Source organism: Arthrobacter sp. TE12231 (genome assembly GCF_054062895.1).
On the sequence record NZ_JBSSFS010000001.1, the window covers coordinates 621350 to 636367 of the forward strand.

12 protein-coding genes are annotated in these 15018 nt (G+C 68.4%); 10 read left to right on the plus strand and 2 right to left on the minus strand.

The window, feature by feature from the left end:
- Window positions 1-31: 31 nt before the first annotated feature.
- On the plus strand, window positions 32-922 hold the full coding sequence (galU, locus tag ACVWYS_RS02805; protein ID WP_344361822.1) for a UTP--glucose-1-phosphate uridylyltransferase GalU: 891 nt from the start codon (window positions 32-34) through the stop codon (window positions 920-922).
- On the opposite strand, the gene ACVWYS_RS02810 is transcribed toward galU, so the two are convergent.
- On the minus strand, window positions 919-1383 hold the full coding sequence (locus ACVWYS_RS02810) for an Lrp/AsnC family transcriptional regulator (protein ID WP_091251190.1): 465 nt from the start codon (window positions 1381-1383) through the stop codon (window positions 919-921). The two genes, galU and ACVWYS_RS02810, sit on opposite strands and share 4 nt — an antisense overlap.
- A gap of 159 nt (window positions 1384-1542) precedes the next feature.
- On the opposite strand from ACVWYS_RS02810, the gene pdhA reads away from it, so the two are divergent.
- From pdhA to ACVWYS_RS02845, 7 genes are all read left to right on the plus strand, one after another.
- The gene (gene pdhA, locus ACVWYS_RS02815; RefSeq protein ID WP_344361827.1) at window positions 1543-2769 is read left to right on the plus strand and encodes a pyruvate dehydrogenase (acetyl-transferring) E1 component subunit alpha; all 1227 of its coding nucleotides are present in this window, start codon (window positions 1543-1545) and stop codon (window positions 2767-2769) included.
- The gene (locus tag ACVWYS_RS02820; protein ID WP_456508362.1) at window positions 2766-3878 is read left to right on the plus strand and encodes an alpha-ketoacid dehydrogenase subunit beta; all 1113 of its coding nucleotides are present in this window, start codon (window positions 2766-2768) and stop codon (window positions 3876-3878) included. Before pdhA ends, ACVWYS_RS02820 begins: the two co-directional genes overlap by 4 nt.
- A gap of 2 nt (window positions 3879-3880) precedes the next feature.
- The gene (locus ACVWYS_RS02825; RefSeq protein ID WP_456508363.1) at window positions 3881-5512 is read left to right on the plus strand and encodes a dihydrolipoamide acetyltransferase family protein; all 1632 of its coding nucleotides are present in this window, start codon (window positions 3881-3883) and stop codon (window positions 5510-5512) included.
- Between the two features lie 169 nt (window positions 5513-5681).
- The gene (locus ACVWYS_RS02830; RefSeq protein ID WP_116765228.1) at window positions 5682-6497 is read left to right on the plus strand and encodes an MBL fold metallo-hydrolase; all 816 of its coding nucleotides are present in this window, start codon (window positions 5682-5684) and stop codon (window positions 6495-6497) included.
- Window positions 6498-6614: 117 nt separating this feature from the next.
- Complete coding sequence (locus ACVWYS_RS02835; protein ID WP_456508364.1) at window positions 6615-7901, plus strand: MinD/ParA family ATP-binding protein; 1287 nt, start codon at window positions 6615-6617, stop codon at window positions 7899-7901.
- A 35-nt stretch (window positions 7902-7936) separates the two neighbouring features.
- A complete protein-coding gene (locus ACVWYS_RS02840) occupies window positions 7937-8674 on the plus strand; it encodes a GAF and ANTAR domain-containing protein (RefSeq protein ID WP_456508365.1) in 738 nt (245 codons plus the stop codon).
- A gap of 37 nt (window positions 8675-8711) precedes the next feature.
- Window positions 8712-9926 carry an MFS transporter gene (locus tag ACVWYS_RS02845; RefSeq protein WP_344361839.1) on the plus strand — a complete coding sequence of 405 codons (1215 nt, stop codon included), beginning with the start codon at window positions 8712-8714 and terminating at the stop codon, window positions 9924-9926.
- 188 nt (window positions 9927-10114) lie between these two features.
- Here the strand turns inward: ACVWYS_RS02845 and ACVWYS_RS02850 are convergent, their stop codons facing one another.
- A complete protein-coding gene (locus ACVWYS_RS02850) occupies window positions 10115-11185 on the minus strand; it encodes a phosphatase PAP2 family protein (RefSeq protein ID WP_344361841.1) in 1071 nt (356 codons plus the stop codon).
- Window positions 11186-11565: 380 nt separating this feature from the next.
- Here ACVWYS_RS02850 and ACVWYS_RS02855 point away from each other — a divergent pair, with 380 nt between their 5' ends.
- Together ACVWYS_RS02855 and ACVWYS_RS02860 are read left to right on the plus strand one after the other, a co-directional pair.
- Complete coding sequence (locus tag ACVWYS_RS02855) at window positions 11566-12648, plus strand: o-succinylbenzoate synthase (protein WP_344361843.1); 1083 nt, start codon at window positions 11566-11568, stop codon at window positions 12646-12648.
- A gap of 140 nt (window positions 12649-12788) precedes the next feature.
- Complete coding sequence (locus tag ACVWYS_RS02860) at window positions 12789-14885, plus strand: PhoX family protein (RefSeq protein WP_456509320.1); 2097 nt, start codon at window positions 12789-12791, stop codon at window positions 14883-14885.
- The last annotated feature ends 133 nt before the right edge of the window (window positions 14886-15018 follow it).

Sequence of the window (15018 nt, forward strand, 5' to 3'; positions counted from 1 at the left end):
CATTTCCGGAACCCGCTTGTAATGTTCGGTTATGACTCTGGGGAAATCTGTAACTAAAGCTGTCATACCCGCCGCGGGATTGGGAACGCGCTTCCTGCCTGCCACGAAGGCAATGCCCAAGGAAATGCTTCCGGTGGTCGACCAGCCGGCGATCCAATACGTTGTGGAGGAGGCCGTCCGGGCCGGGCTGACGGATCTGCTCATGGTTACCGGGCGCCAAAAGCGCGCGCTGGAGGACCACTTCGACCGCGAGCCCTCGCTCGAACACGCCCTCGAGCTCAAGGGCGACCTTGACCGGCTGGAGGCCGTCCGCCACGCCTCGCGACTGGGCCCGCTGCACTACGTGCGCCAAGGGGACCCCAAAGGGCTCGGCCACGCGGTCCTGTGCGCCCGCCAGCACGTGGGCGATGAACCGTTCGCCGTGCTGCTCGGCGACGATCTGATCGACGAGCGGGACGAGCTGCTGACCGCCATGATCGGGGTCCAGGCCAGGACCGGAGGTTCCGTCGTCGCCTTGATCGAGGTGGATCCGGCCGAAATCAGCGCCTATGGCTGTGCCGACATCTCGGCGATACCGGGCGAGGAGCATGTCCGGGTCAACCGCCTCGTGGAGAAGCCCGACGTCGCCGATGCCCCGTCCAATCTGGCCGTGATCGGCCGGTACGTCCTGCATCCGGAGATATTCGACGTCCTCGAGGAAACCTCTCCTGGCCGCGGCGGCGAAATCCAGCTCACCGATGCGCTCCAGACCCTCGCCGTGTCCGACTGCGAGGGCGGCGGCGTTTACGGCGTGGTGTTCAGGGGGCGCCGGTACGACACCGGAGACAAACTGAGCTACCTCAAGGCGGTCATCTCGATCGCCGCCGACCGGGTGGAGTTCGGCGAAGAGCTCCGGGCCTGGATGAAAGAGTTCGTCAGCTAGCGCGTATCCAGGTCTTCAAAAACCAGGAACGTCTGGGTGTCCAGGACCCCCGGCATGGACTGCAGCTGGTCGAAGATCACCCGGCGCAGGTCGATGTTGTCCACCGCGCGCACCAGCAGGATCACGTCGAAGTCCCCGCCCACCAGCGCAATGTGGTGCACCTCGGGGATGGCGCGCAGGAGTTCGCGCAGCTCGCGCCAGGAATGCTGGCGCACCTTCAGCGTGACGTAGGCGGACGACTTCAGGCCGGCCTTGATCGGATCCACCAGCGCCGTGAACTTGGTCAACACGCCTTCGCCGGTGAGCCGGGCAATCCGGGTGTAGGCGTGGGCGCGGGATATGTGGACGTTCTCCGCCACCTGTGTCACGGACATCCGGCCGTCCCGGGTCAGCTCCGCAATGATGTTCCGGTCCACATCGTCCAGCGGCACCGCCACCTGGTCCGGCTCGAGCTCTGCCATTCGTCTACAACCCCCGCCGGTAATCCAGCTCACACTTACGATTTGTCTTCCAGATTAGGGCAAATTTATGGACTTCTCCACGATTTGCGGCGGAGGTGGATACGAAACATCCGCTGGCAGCATACTGGGAAAGATTAGTGGCTACAGAAGGACGGACCAATGACGATCTCCGCAGACCAGACTGCGCAGCAACCCGCGCAGCAAGATGCTGCCAGCGAGGCTGTGCGCAAGTTCGGCATCACGGTTGAGGACTACATGCTCCCGGCCCGCCACCAGATCCAGATGGTCGGCCCGGACGGGACACTGAACCCCCACACCGAGCAGGGCACCCAGCCGGGGCACGAATACAGCCTGCCCGGCGACGCCGAACTGCTCGCCGCCTACGAACAGCTCGTCGTCGGCCGGCGCGTCAATGACCAGAACTCCGCCCTGGTCCGGCAGGGCCGGATGGCCGTGTACCCCTCGAGCCACGGCCAGGAGGCCTGCCAGGTCGCTGCGGCGCTGTGCCTGTCCGAGGGCGACTGGATGTTCCCCACGTACCGCGACTCCGTGGCCGTGATGGCCCGCGGCGTGGACCCCGTCCAGACCATGACGCTCTTCCGCGGCGACTGGCACGGCGGCTACGACCCCTCCCGGCACAAGGTCGGCATCCAGTGCACACCGCTGACCACCCAACTGCTGCACGGCGTCGGCGTCGCGCACGCGGCCAAGCTGCGCGGCGAGGACACCGTGGTCCTGGCCATGTGCGGCGACGGCGCCACAAGTGAAGGCGACTTCCATGAGGCCTTGAACTTCGCCGCCGTCTTCCATCTGCCGGTGGTCTTCTTCGTCCAGAACAACCAGTACGCGATCTCCGTGCCGCTCGCGCACCAGTCCGTCGCGCCGTCGCTCGCGCACAAAGCCGTCGGCTATGGCATGGCCGGCGAACGCGTGGACGGCAACGACGTCGTCGCACTGCTCGCGGTCCTGGGCCGGGCGGTCAAGCTCGCCCGGGAAGGCTCGGGCCCGCTGCTCGTGGAGGCCCACACCTACCGGATGCAGGCGCACACCAACGCCGATGACGCTACCCGCTATCGGCAGGACAGCGAAGTCGCCGAATGGGTGGCCAAGGACCCGCTGAGCCGGATGAGGACCTACCTGACGGACCGCGGCATCCTCGATGACGACGGTGCCGCCCGGATCGCCGACAAGGCCGAAGCGGTCGCCGCCCAGCTGCGCGAAGGCCTCAGCGAAGAGGTTCCGGTGGAGCCGCTGGACCTCTTCAAATACGTCTTCTCCACCCCCACGCCGCAACTGAAGGAGCAGTCCGCCATGCTCGCCGACGAACTGGCCCGCGACGCCGCATCCACCGCAACCGCATCCACTTCAAAGGGGGCAGCAAAATGAGCCCCACCGTCACCACGTCCTCCGAGGCAAACGGCAACGTCAGCGCCGCCACGGCCCGCGCGGCCGCCCGGGCTGCGGTTGAGGCCGAGAAGACCGGCCCACAGACCATCACCCTGGCCAAGGCCCTGAACACCGCTATGGCCGACGCCATGCACGCCGATGAGTCGGTCCTGGTCTTCGGCGAAGACGTCGGGATGCTCGGCGGCGTCTTCCGCATCACCGACGGCCTGACCAAGACCTTCGGGCAGAGCCGCTGCTTCGACACCCCACTGGCCGAATCCGGCATCGTCGGCATGGCCGTCGGCATGGCCATGAACGGGATGCGCCCGGTCATCGAGATGCAGTTCGACGCCTTCGCCTACCCGGCCTTCGAGCAAATCGTCAGCCACGTCGCCAAGATGCACAACCGCACCAAGGGCGCCGTGAAGCTGCCCATCGTCATCCGGGTCCCCTACGCCGGCGGCATCGGCGGAGTGGAACACCACTGCGACTCCTCCGAGGCCTACTACGCCCACACCGCAGGCCTGAAGGTGTTCACCCCGGCCACGGTGGCGGACGGTTACCGGATGCTCCGCGAAGCCATTGACTCCGACGACCCCGTCATGTTCATGGAGCCCAAGAAGCTGTACTGGTCCAAGGACCAGGTGGACCTGGACGCGCTGCGCGCCGAGCACGCAGCGAACACCGAACGGGGCACGTCCTCCGAGGGCCGCGCCGCCGTCGCCCGCCCCGGCACCGACGCCACCTTGATCGCCTACGGCCCGTCCGTCCCGACGGCGCTCGCCGCCGCGGCCGCGGCCGCGGAGGAAGGCCGCTCGCTGGAAGTGATCGACGTCCGCTCCATCGTGCCGTTCGACGACGAAACGGTCTGCGCCTCGGTCCGCAAGACCGGCCGCGCCGTGGTCATCGCCGAGGCCCACGGCTTCGCGTCCGTGGCCTCGGAAATCGTGGCCCGGGTCCAGGAACGCTGCTTCCACCACCTCGCCGCGCCGATCCGCCGCGTCACCGGCTTCGACGTGCCCTACCCGGCACCGAAGCTCGAGCACTACTATCTGCCCGGCGTGGACCGCATCCTTGACGCCGTTGACGACCTCCAGTGGGAAGACTGACCATGAGCGAACCAAAAGTATTCCTCCTGCCGGACCTCGGCGAAGGCCTCACCGAGGCCGAGCTCGTCAACTGGCTCGTGGCCGTGGGTGACGAGATCCGCGTGGACCAGCCGATCGCCGAGGTCGAGACCGCCAAGTCCATGGTGGAGGTGCCCTCGCCGTACGCCGGCACCGTGGCCGTGCTGCACGGCGAGCCCGGCCAGACGCTCGATGTCGGCAAGCCGCTGATCTCGGTAATGCCGGTCGGCGCCGTTGTCGCCGCTGGTAGCGCCGCCACAGGCGATGCCGCCCCCGCCCCTTCGCCGGACAGCATTCGTCCTGCGGACGATGCTGCCGGCTCCGGAAGGCCCGATGCCACTCTCGGGGCGGCATCGCCTGCGTCGGCGGGTTTCGCTGCTGGCTCACCTGCTGTCGCCCAGTCCGGCGCCGCTGCAGGTTCTTCTCCTGACGCTGCTGCCGACTCGCCTGCTGCAGCTGCCGCTGAGGCATACCGCGAGGAGGAGAAGGCCGGGTCGGGGAATGTCCTGATTGGGTACGGGACTCCTGGCGGGCATGGGGTTGCCCGGCGGACCCGGGCTCCTAAGGGGACTGTTGGGACTGCTCCGGCGGCGCCTCGGGTGTCGGAGGCCGAGACGGCTGCCGATGACCTGTTGCTCCTGCGCACCCGGGTTCCCGGGAAGCTGGGGGCCGTTATTTCTCCGCTGGTCCGCCGGATGGCGCGCGATCATGGGGTCGATTTGGGGGGACTCCAGGGGTCGGGTGCCAGCGGGCTCATCATGCGCCGGGACGTTGAGGCGGCCATCAAGCCAGCCCCGGCCGTTGAGCTCCCGGGGGTTGAGCCTGCCGAGCTGCCGGTTCCGGCAGAGCCGGCAGTCCCAGCCGCGGCATCCGGGGCTACGGATGCCCGCACCGGGCTGGGCATCGCCGGACGCACCGCCGTCCGCGGCGTGCGGAAGGCCGTCGCGGCGAACATGACCCGCAGCCGCTCCGAAATCCCGGAAGCCACGGTGTGGGTGGACGTGGACGCCACGGCGCTCGTGGAACTGCGTGCCGCGCTGAAGACGTCCGATCCGGAGAACACTCCGGGTTTGCTGGCGTTCATCGCCCGGTTCGTCGTCGCCGGGCTGAAGAAGTACCCCGCGCTCAACACCAGGATCGTCACCACCGAGGACACCACCGGCGGCGCCAGCCAGGAAATCGTGGAGTTCGACGGCGTCAATCTCGGTTTCGCGGCGCAGACCGACCGCGGGCTGATGGTGCCGTCAGTGCGCAACGCGGACAAGCTCAGCGCCCGCCAGCTGGACGCCGAGATCCGACGCCTCACCGCCGTCGTCCGCGACGGCAAGGCGACCCCGGCGGAACTGGGCAGCGGCACATTCACGCTGAACAACTACGGCGTGTTCGGTGTGGACGGCTCCGCCGCGATCATCAACCACCCGGAGGTGGGGATCCTCGGCGTCGGGCGGATCATCGACAAGCCCTGGGTGGTCAACGGGGAACTCGCAGTCCGCAAGGTCACCGAACTGACGCTCACTTTCGACCACCGCGTGTGCGACGGCGGCACGGCAGGGGGCTTCCTGCGCTATGTCGCCGACGCGATCGAGAACCCGGGGTCGGCGCTCGCGGACATGTGAGCATTGCCCGGGGACGCCGGGCGTTGGGGCGGGAGGGCAGCCGGGTCCTCCCGCCCAATGTGGCGCGGGACGGGCATGCCCTCCGGGATTTGCCAGCCTTCACAGGTAGAATTGAGGCCTGGACAGCGCACCAACAACGCCGGAATAGCGTCTGAATTACGGAGATTTAATGTCACGATGGCTCGAAGTCGGTCCGGACAACTACGTACTGACAACACAAGATTCTTGGCTCAACACGGGGCTGGTGGTCGGCACTGAGCGCGCCATGGTGATCGACACCGGCGGCGGGCCTCGGCAGGGCCGCGAGATCCTGGCCGCCGTGCGGGAAAAGACCGGGTTGCCGCTCGTCGTCGTCAACACCCACGCCCACTACGATCACTTCTTCGGGAACGCCGTTTTCGCCGCCGACGGCGTCACGGAATTCTGGGCGCACGAGAACTGCGCCGCGGAAATCGAGGAGAACGGCGACGAGCAGCGCCGGTTCGTGACCTTGGCCGAGCCGGAAATGGCGGCGGGGGAGGGCACCGACGTCGAGCTCGTGGTCCCGAACGCGATCGTCAAGGACCAGCCGGTCCTCGTGGACCTTGGCGGACAGGTCGCCACCTTGTTCTACCTGGGCCGCGGACACACCGACGGCGACCTCCTGGTCGGCACGTCGAGCACGGTCTTCGCCGGCGACCTCGTGGAACAGGGATCCCACCCCTCCTTTGAGGATTCGTTCCCGGAAGATTGGGCCGATGCCCTCCGGCACCTGTCCGCGCTGCGGCACCGCTACGAGTTCCTGGTCCCGGGTCACGGCGAGCCGTGCAGCGACCAGTTCGTCAAGACCATGGCCAACACCATGACCACCGCAGTACGGCAGGCAATCCAGGCCACGCGGGAAACACCGGATGACGCGACCAAAGCGATCCCGATCCTGCCGTACGGTCCTGAGCAGTCGCGCTGGTTCATCAAACGCCTGCAGGACACGCGCGCCCACCGCTAGGGCCCGGTTGCGGCATCCGATGGTAAGGGTGCTCACCACTGCCCCTAGACTTGTTCCTTGAACGATGTCAATCGAGCACTGCAGCGGTCTGCGCTGTGATCCCTGGGGGGAACGAACATGCCAGAACCGGTCGAAAACAAGACCGCCACCGGCCGCCCTGAAGCTGACGCAGCTGCAGAGCAGGCCCAACTCCCGCGCCGGAGAGACCGCCGCCGCGGTGACGACTCCGACGCCTGGACAGGAACCATGCCCATCATCTCCAGCAACCAGGCCGAACAGCGCCCCACGGCGCCGAGCAGTTCCTGGGCGGAGGCTGCCGCTGCAGCCGACGCGCCCGCGCGCACGCAGCCTGCAAAACCGTCCAAGGACCCCGTCCTGAAACCGCCTGCCCCCGAGGCTGCTCCTGCCGTGCCTGCCCAGCCGACCCGCGCCACCCGTTCGGCCAGCCGGGCCGCCGCCCTGGCAGACGCCCCCGTGCCTGACTTCATCAGTTCCCCGGGCCTTTTTGTCCGGGAGCAGAAGCCCCGGCCCATCGGCGGGTTCCGCGGCGCCCTTTACAAGCTGACCGGTGGCGGGCTGAACCTGGGGCCGAGCGCCCGGCAGCGTGAAGAGGACGAGCTCGCCCGGCGCATCTCCCGCCAGCTCCAGGGGAGCTACAACACGGCTGTCCTGAGCCTCAAGGGCGGTATCGGCAAGACCTCCACGACGGTGGGCGTCGGACTGACCCTGGCCGAGTTCCGCGGCGATCCGCCGTGCGCGATTGACGCCAACCCTGATTCCGGCGACCTTGTGGAGCGCGCCCTCGGCGAGGGGATCTACCAGCAGCAGAGCCCGCGCACCATCACGGACCTGCTCAAGAACATCGATTCCGTCGATTCGCTCACTGCCCTGGCCCGCTACATGCACCATGCCGGCAGGCTCCACCTCATCGCCGGTGAACAGGACCCCGAGGTGTCGGACTCACTGACGGCAGAGGAATACCTGCGGATCCGCAAGCTCATCTCCGCCTACTACTCGGTGGCGCTGATCGACTGCGGCACCGGCGTCACGCACAATGCCATGAGCGGCATCCTGCAATCTGCGGACAACCTGATCATCGCGGCCGGGTACGCCGTCAGCGGCGCCAAGCGCGCCCGCAGCACCCTCCACTGGCTGGCCAGCCACGGCTACGAGGACCTGGCGCGCAACGCCGTAGTTGTCATCACGGACAAGGACGAGGTGTCCACGCGGGTGGACAAGGACGCGATCGAGGAACACCTGTCCGGCATTTGCCGGCAGCTGATCGCGGTCCCGCACGACCGCGGCGTGGCCGACGGCGACCTCGTCACCCTGGACGTGCTCCGCCCCGAAACGCGGCGCGCCTACCGGGAGATTGCCGCGGCAATCGTGGACGGATACGTCTAGGCCCACGTGCCCGGACTGCCGCGGTAGATTAAGGCATGGCCAACAACTCAATCGGGGAAGACGCCGCCCTGCACCTCCAGGACCTTCTTCTGGGAACCGAAAATGTCGAGGACTTCCTGGGCCGGCTCGCCGCGTTCTCGGCCGCTGCGTTGAGCCGCACCGCCGACGCCGAGATTGACTGCGGCGTCACGCTGCAGCGCCGGAAACGGACCATGACGGTCGCGGGCAGCAGCCCGCGGGCGGTCACCTTGGACCGCATCGAGCAGAGCCTCGGCGACGGCCCCTGCATCGAGGCGCTGCGGACCAAGGCCCTGGTCCTGCTCGAGGATGTCGACACCGATCCCCGCTGGCCCGACTACCAGCGCCAGCTTGCAGCCCAGGGCTGCCGCAGCATGCTGGGTGTCCCGCTGGAAATCGGCGAGGACGCCGCCGCGGCCCTGAACTTCTTCGCGCCGGACACCGGGCTCTTCACCGAGGACATCATCGCCGAAGCGGCCGGATTCGCCGATCTCGCCGGCCGTGCCCTCCGGCTGGCCGTGCGGCTAGGGACCTTCCAGTCCCGGGCCGAGGACCTGCAGGCCGCCCTGGAAAACCGTACGTCTATCAACCTCGCGTGCGGCGTGATCATGGCCCAGAACCGCTGCTCCCAGGAGCAGGCCATGGCCATTCTCACCCGGGTGTCCAGCAACCGGAACCAGAAGCTGAGAGAAGTCGCCGCGGACGTGCTCCGGAACCTCACCAGCGAGGAAGTCCGCACCCACTTCGACGCCTAAACCTGGGAGCGCCCGCCGGTTGCCTAGGATGAAGGGGATGACCACCACACGCCTCGCCCCGTTCAGCCTCCGCAGTATCGCCGTACCCGCCTTCGGGCCGGCTCTCATGTTCAGCCTGGGCGAGGGCGCGATCCTGCCGGTGGTTGCCCTGTCCGCCCGCGATCTGGGCGCCTCCGTGGCCGGTGCTGCGCTGATCGTGACGCTGATCGGCCTCGGATCCTGGTTCTTCAACCTGCCGGCGTCCCTGATCACCCTGAAGTTCGGCGAACGCTGGGCGATCGTGGGGGCCGCGGCCGCCAGCGCGGCGGCCCTCGCCGCCGCCGCAGTCGCTCCGCTGTTTCCCGGCGGACTCTGGGTGCTGGCGGCGGCGATGGTGGTGGTCGGCATGGCCGCCAGCGTCTTCAGCCTGGCGCGGCAGAAGTACCTGACCGAGGCCGTGCCGGTCATGCTCCGGGCCCGGGCCCTGTCCACGCTCGGCGGCGTCAACAGGATCGGGATCTTCATCGGCCCGTTCATCGGCGCCGCCGTCATGCAGTTTGCCGGCATCACCGGCGCCTACTGGGTCGGCGTCGTGGCCATGGCCGCCGCGGCAGCCGTGTCCGTCACCATCCCCGACCTCGAGGCAGCCCCGGCGCCCGAGGACGGCGTTCCCCGGCAACAGCCCACCCTGCGCAGCATCGCCGTGTCCCACGCCGGCGTCTTCCTGACCGTTGGAGGCGGGGTCCTTCTGCTCAGCGCGATCCGGGCCTCCCGTCAGGCGGTCATCCCGCTGTGGGCCGACCATCTGGGCCTGGACCCCACCCAGGCCTCCCTCATCTACGGGATCTCCGGGGCCATCGACATGCTGGTGTTCTACCCCGCGGGACGGCTCATGGACCGCAAGGGCCGGCAATGGGTGGCCGTGCCGTCCACCCTCATCATGGGGACCGCCATGGTGCTGATCCCGCTCAGCACCGGCTTCGTCTCCCTGATGCTGGCGGCGCTCCTGATCGGCTTCGGCAACGGCATCAGCTCCGGCCTGAACATGACGCTTGGGGCCGATTTCTCGCCGGACGCCGGCCGCGGCCAGTTCCTCGGCATCTGGCGCTTCATGGCCGATGCCGGCTCTACCGGCGGACCCGTGCTGCTCTCCGGCGTGACGGCCGCAGTCTCGCTCGGGGCCGGGGTGGCCGCCACCGGCGTGCTGGGCTTCGCTGCTGCGGCGGTCTTCGCCGTCACCATTCCCCGGCTCAAATACCGGCGGAACTACTGACCTGCTCCCGCTGGCTGCAGGTTTCCGGGCGGCCGGCCCTTGGGTGCGACTCCACCAGGGGTGCGTTCCGTGCGGGGGCACTTTGAAGGGCTTTTCGGTGGCGACGCCGGGTATCCCCGGCGTGTCCGTGTCAAAGCGCCCCCGGACGGCGCCACCGGGTTAGCCAGGCGGCCTATGCACCCTCGCTGCTACGCGTCCCGCCGTCGTGCGGCAAGGCCGAACAGCCACACGGCCGCCACGGTGGCGAGGTAGCCCGCGATGACAATCAGGGACGTCCCTGCCCAGAAGTAGCTGGTGGTGCTGATCTCCTGCCCACCCGGACCGATGCTCAGCAAGGCGTAGGCTGCCACCCCGGCCGCGGCAAGTCCGGTGAGTACGGGGAGCGCCACCCATATCCTGGCTGAGGCCCAGTGCTCCCCGTAACCGTCCCAGACGTTCCAGCGCGGGCCGGTGCGGATGATCAGCCAGCCGGCCGGGAGCATGAACGCCCCCACCACGAGGAATGCCGCGACGACGTCGGCCGGGCGGTGCCATTGGTTGATCAGGGTGGAAACGCCGGTGGCGACGGCGAAGCTGCCGCCCAGATAGCCGGCAAGAGGCCGCCAGCGCGGCGAGACCATGAGGAAGACGGCGGCGGCGGCCGAGGCCGCCATGGTGGTGTGGCCGGAGGGCAGCGAGTTCAGTTCCAGTGTCTCGACGCCGCGGTACGGCCGGACCGGGAGCAGGTCCTTGAGGATCTGCGTGGCCAGGTTGGCGCCCACGCAGGCCGCAATCGCGATCCCGGCTGCAGCCCAGCGTCGCCTCAGAATGGTGACGAAGATGACCACGATTGACGCGATCACGACACAGAGCGCTGGCAGCCAGTCCAGCAACTTGGTGGCGGCTTTGCCCGCGGTTCCGCTGAGCGCCACCGCTTCCACAAGGGCGGACTCGTCAATGAACTGGCCCGTGGTGGTGCGGACAAAGAAGAAATACGTTGCGGCCAGCCCGGCGATGCAGGCGACAGTGGCCAGAACGAACAGGGCGGCCGTGCCCCTGCCCGGAGACCACCGCGCCCGCGGATCCGGAGTCGTGCCGGCCCGGGTCTTGGGGGCCTGAGTCTTCGTTGCCCGGGCCCTTGGCGCCCGGGCCGCTGGCGCGGAGGTCCTGGGCGCCTGGGCCTGAAGGACCTGCGTCTCCGGGATCTGCGTCTCAGGGATTGGTGTTCCAGAGACTGGGGCAGACGGGTCCCGTGGGGTGGGTTCCTGCCGAAAAGTCATGCCATCAAGGCTCCCACAGAACCCTCCACGCCACCTGATGGACCGGACGCGCGGCGCGAGGGTAGTGTCCGGACAAAAAACGAGTACACACTACTCGTGCCATGCCGGAACGCGATTCGTAGAGTCGACAGTGCCGGCGCGGCTTGTCCCCGGCAGTACGCTCCTTGAGCGGGGCCGGCGGAGACGAGTTTCCTGGTCCAGGAACTCACCCCCAGTCGACGCCGGCCCAATCAAGGGCCCCGCCCCAATCAGGGGCCCGCTTCCCGTGACAGCGTCTCAGCCCGGCATATGGGTTCACGGCGTCCCAGTCCGGAACGTTCCAGCCCAGAGCATCCCAGTACGGAGCATCCCAGTACAGAGTGTCCCAGTACAGTGGCATCATGCCCGCCCATTCCCTCGACCCACAGCCGTTGGACCCACATTCCCTGGACCCCCTTGCCGCCGGCACACCGCCACATTCCGATGCATCCCTGCCCGGCCTTGATGAGCTCCTTGCCGGTTCCCATGTGGTGAGCCTGCCGATGCGTGTGAAGTTCCGGGGCATCCTGCAGCGCGAGGCCCTCCTGCTCCGCGGCCCCCTGGGCTGGGGCGAATTCTGTCCCTTCCCGGAGTATGAGGATGCCGAGGCCTCCCGCTGGCTTGCGGCCGCGATCGAGGCCGGGTGGTCAGGGTTCCCTGCGCCGTTGCGGGACAGCATCCCGGTCAACGCCACAGTGCCTGCCGTGCCGGCACACCGGGTGCCCGAAGTCCTGGCCCGCTTTGGTCGGGTGGACGCGGTCAAGGTCAAAGTTGCCGAGCGCGGCCAGAGCCTCGACGACGACGCCGCCCGGGTGGCGGCCGTCCGGGAGGCGTTGCCGGATGCCGCGATCCGGGTGGACGCGAACGGCGGCTGGGACGTGCCCGAGGCCGTCACCGCACTGACGCGGCTTGCCGCCGTCGGACTCGAATACGCCGAACAGCCCGTTCCTGATATCGCGGGCCTCGCCGAAGTCCGCCGCCGGCTCCGGGCCGCCGGCGTCCCCGTCCTGATAGCCGCTGACGAGAGCGTGCGCAAGGAGGACGACCCCCTCAAGGTGGCACGCGCCGGCGCCGCGGACCTGATCGTGGTTAAAGTCGCACCGCTCGGGGGAGTGCGGCGCGCCCTTGAGATTGTGGCGCAGGCGGGGCTCCCCGCCGTCGTGAGTTCCGCGCTGGACACTTCCGTGGGAATCCGGGCCGGGCTGGCCCTCGCCGCCGTCTTGCCGGAGCTGCCCTATGCCTGCGGCCTGGGGACGGTGTCCCTGCTCGCCGCGGACGTCACGCACGACTCCCTCGTTGCCGACGACGGCGCGATCACCCTCCGCGACGTCCGCCCGGCGCCGGAGCTCCTGGCCGCTCATGCCGCCTCTCCGGAACGCCGGGACTGGTGGCTGGAGCGGCTGCGGCGCGTGCACGCGGTGCTGGCCGCCCCGCCCGTCCGGTAGGGCACAGCGTCGGGTAGGGCCACGGGGCCGGTAGGGACAGCGCCGTTCACCGCTTCTTCACCCGGGGGACGGCTTCGCGTAGCCCGTGGCTGGAAGGGTGGGTGCCACCGCACCGCACGCACCCCTTGGAAGGTCTCTCCATGCCCGCATCCTCCGGACGCACCTTTTCCCTGCTCCCCATGCTTGGCCACACGAAGGGCAAACGCAGCCCTGTCACGTGCGCGCTCAAATGCGACAACGCCTGTTCAGGCGAGGTCTGCAACACCAGCAGCAACAGCTACTTCCGGGACATCGCCTCCGCCACGATGTCCCGCCGCGCAGCACTCGGCTTCGGCGCCGCCGGCGCGCTCGCCGTCGTCCTCGGCAACACGGTGACGTCCGCCGGCACGGCAGTGGCCGACGGCGGCCCGGGCCTCGCGGCCGCCGCCAAAGACGGCCTCGGTGCATCCAAGCTGCAGTTCACGGCCATCGCGCCGGTGGACGCCGCCGTGGACAAGCTCACCGTCCCCGCCGGCTTCACCTGGCAGCCGGTCATCCGCTGGGGCGACCCGCTGTTCAACGACTCCCCGGCGTTCGACGTCGACCACCAGAGCGCAGCCGCACAGGCCCGCCAATTCGGCTACAACAACGACTACACGGACATCCTGCCGATCGACGGCTCCAAGGACCGCCGGGCAGTGCTCTTCACGAACCACGAATACACCAACGAAAACATCATGCTGCCGGCCGGGTTCGACGCCGCCGAGACCCGCGCGATCGGCCGGGCCGCCCACGGGCTCACCGTCGTGGAACTGGAGCGGAAGAACAAGAACAAGCCCTGGAGCTACGTCAAAGGCGCCGGACTGAACCGCCGCTTCCTGACCGACACCACCTACGAACTCGACGGCCCGGCTGCCGGATCCGCCCTCCTGAAGACCACCGCCGATCCCTCCGGCCGGGCCATCAAGGGCACCCTGGGCAACTGCTCCGGCGGAACCACGCCGTGGGGCACCATCCTCTCCGGCGAAGAAAACTTCAACGGCTACTTCGCCGCGCCCGGAACGTCCGACTCGGACAAGCGTTACGGACTGACCAGCAAGCCCACCGCGCGCCAGTGGGAACTGGATGACCCGCGCTTCGACACCCGCAACCCCGGCTACGAGAACGAGGCCAACCGCTTCGGCTGGATCGTGGAAGTTGACCCGTTCGACCCCGCGTCCACGCCCCGCAAGCACTCCGCGATGGGCCGCTTCAAACACGAGGGCGCCAACTTGATCGTCGCCAAGTCCGGTCACGTGGTGGCCTACATGGGCGACGACGAACGCTTCGACTACCTTTACAAGTTTGTCTCGGCCGGAACGTACCGCCCCGGCACGACGGCGGAGGACCGCAAGAACAACCTGACGCTGCTCTCGGAGGGCGACCTCTACGTTGCCAAGTTCACCGGCAACTCCGCGCCGGCAGAGTTCGACGGCTCGGGGAAACTCCCCGCCGACGGCACATTCGACGGCTCCGGCGAATGGCTGCCGCTCGTTGTGGGCGGGCAGTCAAAGGTGGCGGGGATGTCCGTGGAGGAAGTGCTGGTCTACACGCGTCTCGCCGCAGACAAGGTTGGCCCCACGAAGATGGACCGCTGCGAAGACGTCCAGCCCAGCCTGCACACCGGCAAGGTCTATGTGGTCTGCACCAACAACACGGACCGCGGCAAGACCGGCAAGGAGGGTGCCACCGAGGTTAACCCCCGCACCCTGAACCGGGACGGCCACATCGTCGAAATCACCGAGACCGGGGACCAGACGTCCACCACGTTCGGCTGGAACCTGCTCATGGTCTGCGGGGATCCGGCAAAGAACTCGGCCGCCTACTTCGCCGGATTCCCGCCCAGCCAGGTCTCGCCGATCTCCTGCCCGGACAACGTGGCCTTCGACTCCGTGGGCAACCTGTGGATCTCCACCGACGGTGCGCCGTCCAGCATCGGCTACGCCGACGGGCTCTTCAAGGTCACCCTGGACGGTGCCGACCGGGGCAAGGTGGAGCAGTTCCTCGCCGTCCCGCGCGACGCCGAGACCTGCGGCCCGGTGATCCACGACGACGAACGGACGGTCTTCGTTGCCGTTCAGCACCCGGGGGAGGAAGGCACCTTCGCCGACCAGCACTCCTACTTCCCGGACTACGTCGCTGCCGGAGCGACGCCGAAGCCAGGCCAGGCGCGCGCCCCGCGCCCGTCTGTGGTCCAGGTGCTCCGCGCCGACGCCTAACCACCTTTCGGGCCACAGCAACGCGGGGTCACTTCACGCCCATGTGACTTTGGCCGCCCTGCATGGGCGATATCTGACCCCGCGTTGCTTCTGAGTGCGTTGCTCCTGAGGGCGGCCGAGCATCGGGGGAGGG